Below are 4,042 nucleotides of genomic sequence, written 5' to 3'. Positions count from 1 at the left end.
AAAAATTTTAGAAAGGAGAGTGAAAATATGGCTACAATACAAACATCCATTAGAATTTTCGATGGAATGACACCTGCGTTTAGGAATATGACAGCATCTATTAATACGACAATTAATAGCTTAGAAAGATTGCAACAAAGATTACACAACCCACTTAATACTGGTAGCATACAAGCATCTCAACAAAGCCTAAACAATATTGAAAGAGTTTTAACAAGAATAGAACAAAAAATTGGAAGTGCTGATAATGAACAAAGGAAATTTAATGAAGACATTAACAGAGGAGCAAGTAATACAGATAAATTACTTGGAAGTGTCAAAAAATTAGCTGCAACTTATTTAGGATTAAAAAGTATTGGGGGGTTAGCAAATTTAAGTGACCAGATGACCAGTACGAATGCTAGATTGAACATGATAAATGACGGTCAACTCTCAGATGGAGGACTAAATAAGATGATTTTCCAATCAGCTGAGAGGTCTCGTGCATCTTACTTAGATACTGCACAAATAGTGAGTAGAATTGGTATGAATGCAGGTAGTGCATTTTCTAATATTAGAGAAATAGTAAGCTTTGCAGAACAATTGAACAAAAAATTTATAATAGCAGGAGCTAGTACTCAAGAGATGAGTTCGGCACTTTTACAATTGACTCAAGGTTTAGGTTCTGGTGTGTTGAGAGGAGAGGAACTGAATGCTGTATTTGAGTCAGCACCTAATATAATTAAGTCGATTGCTGACTACTTAGACGTGGATATAGGCAAAATTAGAGGTATGGCAAGTGAGGGAATGTTGACAGCAGATATTGTAAAAAATTCCTTACTTGCTGCATCAGCTGAAACAAATAAGCAATTTGAACAGATGCCTTATACACTTGGTCAAATTTTCACTAGCATAAAAAATAATGCAGTAATGATTTTCGGAGCTATACAAAAGAAAATTGAGGACACGGTCTCAAGCAGGGGATTCCGAACCTTTATAACTGATGTTACAGACTCTTTATATATACTTGGGAATGTTGGTTATAAAGTGTTTAATGTAATAATTGATTTATTGAGTAGTCCGGCATTTCGTGGATTTTTTAATATGATGATTGTCGGAATCAGTTTAATTTCACAAGGCTTTGGATGGCTATTAACAGTCATAGGAAGTGTCATTAATTTTATTGCACAAGGTTGGAGTATAATACAACCTATTTTGATAACAAGCATCGTTTTGTGGGGTTTATATAAAACAGCTGTTTTGGCAGGTGCTTTAGTTACAGCTATTCAGGTGGGGTGGACAGCTTTACAGACATTTTGGACTAATTTGCTAAATGGTTCATTATTAACTAATATAATGATGAATATAGCTGCAAAAATATCAACGGATGCACTAAGCGGTTCAATGTTGCTTTTAATTACCACAATAGTTATGGTTGTAGCAGCAGTAGCCTTAGTTATAGCAGCAACATTTGTAGGAATAGCTATATTCAACCATTTTGCAGGAACTAGTATTTCTGCAACTGGAGTAGTAGTAGGGTGTTTTTATTTCTTGGGAGCTTGTATTTATGATGTCTTTGCAGGAGCTTGTAATATTGTAATGGCATTTGCAGAGTTCTTTGTTAATTCGTTTAATATTGTTATCTATAATGTACAGATGTTATTTTATAAATTCCAAAATTTTGTAATAGATTCTATGGGTGATGTTGGAGGAAGCTTTGACAATTGTGCTACAGCTTTAGCAAATGCTTTTGTAAGTGCAGCTAACATAGCGATAAAAGGTATAAATGGAGTTATAAAAGCGTTAAACTTAATTCCAGGTATAAATATAAAAACTATAGGAAGCTTAGATAAAGTAGATTCTTTTGTAAAACAATACAAAGATTACCAAAAGACTCTAAAAGAACCTGTAAAACCACAAGACTGGAAAGCACCATATATGGACATTAAAAATCCATTCGACTCTTACAAAAAAGGGTATGAAGTAGGTCAAAATTTAGAAAATAAATTGAAAGATAGTTTTGACATTAACAAGATAGCCGAAAAAGCTAAGAAAGACTTAGGACTTGATGATTTATGGGATAAAAAATACGGACTTGGCGATTCAATAGGTTCAGCAGGCTTAAATTCTCCACTCAGCGACGCAGCAAAAGGAGCAAAAGACACTGCGGGGAATACTGCAAAAATGGCTAAAACAATGGATAAAAGTCAAGAGGACTTAAAATATCTTAGAGATATAGCAGAGCAAGAAACAATCAATAGGTTTACAGGAGTAAATATAAAAATTGATATGAATAATACAAACAATATAAGTAAAGACGCAGATGTGGATGGTATAGTCAACGTACTAACAGAAAAACTGAATGATGCCATGGTTGTATCAGCTGAGGGAATAGTTTAGAAAGGAGGGATATAAATGGCTTATGAATTTTACCTAGATGGAGTACAATTACCAATCCCGCCTGGTAAGCTTGAAGTCAAAGTGACAAATAAAAATAAGACAGTTGATTTAATAAATACTGGAGAAGTAAATATATTAAAAAAGGAAGGGTTATCTGAAATAAGTTTTGAAGCAGAATTTACACATAATAAATTACCATTTTATCGTGGTCAATTTAGGGATGTCCAATTCTTTTTAAGTAAACTAGAACTATTAAAAACTGATTGTAAGCCATTTCAATTTATTGTATCTCGTGCATTAGGCAACAAAGTACTATTTAACACTAATATGAAAGTATCATTAGAGGAATATAACATAGTAGAAGATGCAGAGAATGGTTCAGATGTTAAAGTTGCAATAAAGTTAAAACAATATAGAGATTACTCAACTAAAAAGTTAGTTCCTGCTCCACCTAAAACGACTAGTGATAGTGGTAGACCAAACGTAAAGATAGAGCCAAAGAGAGCTGATTCAGTTAATGCACCAAATGCTAAGACTTACACAGTCAAGGCTGGAGATAGTCTTTGGTCAATTTGTCAAAAACAACTTGGAAATGGTTCACTATATAAGAAAGTATATGAACTAAATAAATCAATGATGGATAAGGCAAATAAGGGAAAGAATTTAAGTAAATATACAATCTATAAAGGGCAGGTGTTAAAACTTGGCTGATGAATTAGTTCTAGCAAATGATAGGGATGTAAGGCTAGTTATTGCACACTGGGAAGATTTTTACGAACCTGCTGTTATTGATGGCATTACATGGGAAATAGAGAGAAGAGGAACACCATCTAAACTTGAATTTACAATAGTCATGGATGATATACTACAATTCTGTGAAGGTAACTCTGTAAGGCTGTATTACAAGGGCGTAGGCATATTTTATGGATATATATTTCAGAAGAAAAGAGATAAGGAAAATCATATTAAAATTGTTGCTTACGACCAGTTGAGATACTTTAAAAATAAAGATACTTATGTATATAATAATAAAACTGCATCTGAACTTGTAAAGATGTTAGCTAAAGATTTTAATTTAAAATACAATGTCATAGAAGATACAAAGTACAAAATATCTAGGATAGAAGAAAATAAAACACTCTTTGATATGATTTTAACTGCACTTGATGATACTTTAAGAGAGAAAAAGGAAATGTATGTTTTATATGATGATTTTGGAAGAATAACATTAAAAAATGTTGCATCAATGAAATTAGATACTGTTATGAATAATGATGTAATTGAGGACTTTGACTATAACTCAAGTATAGACAGTGATACTTACACAAAGATAAAATTAGTAAGAGATAATGAAGAAACAGGAAAAAGAGATGTGTATATTGCTCAAGACTCAACTCATATGAGAAGTTGGGGAATACTACAACTATTTGATACAGTAGATAAAAACATGAGTGAAGCAGAAATAAAACAAAAATGTGATATACTTCTAAAACTATATAATAAGAAAACTAAGTCATTGAGTTTAAAAAATGTACTTGGTGATATAAGAGTTAGAGCAGGTTGTTTAGTACCTGTTTTTTTAAATCTAGGAGATATTGATTTACAAAATTATATGTTAGTTGAGAAAGTAAAGCATACCTTTGAAAATAATTCACATTTCATG

The 4,042-nt window shown here is 32.1% G+C and carries 2 protein-coding genes and 1 pseudogene; all 3 read left to right on the top strand.

Annotated features, from left to right (window positions below):
- Positions 1-27 precede the first annotated feature (27 nt).
- Complete coding sequence (locus KGF50_RS20610) at positions 28-2,379, top strand: tape measure protein (RefSeq protein ID WP_227849788.1); 2,352 nt, start codon at positions 28-30, stop codon at positions 2,377-2,379.
- Between the two features lie 15 nt (positions 2,380-2,394).
- Positions 2,395-3,090 (top strand): LysM peptidoglycan-binding domain-containing protein, encoded by a 696-nt coding sequence (locus KGF50_RS20605; protein WP_227849787.1) that lies wholly within the window; start codon positions 2,395-2,397, stop codon positions 3,088-3,090.
- Positions 3,083-4,042: pseudogene (locus KGF50_RS20600) on the top strand (cell wall hydrolase); the annotation flags it as partial. The gene KGF50_RS20605 and the pseudogene KGF50_RS20600, both read left to right, overlap by 8 nt.

Source organism: Clostridioides sp. ZZV15-6598 (assembly GCF_020657705.1).
In the GTDB taxonomy this organism is placed as follows: domain Bacteria; phylum Bacillota; class Clostridia; order Peptostreptococcales; family Peptostreptococcaceae; genus Clostridioides; species Clostridioides difficile_F.
This window is presented reverse-complemented; position numbering and strand designations above follow the sequence as displayed.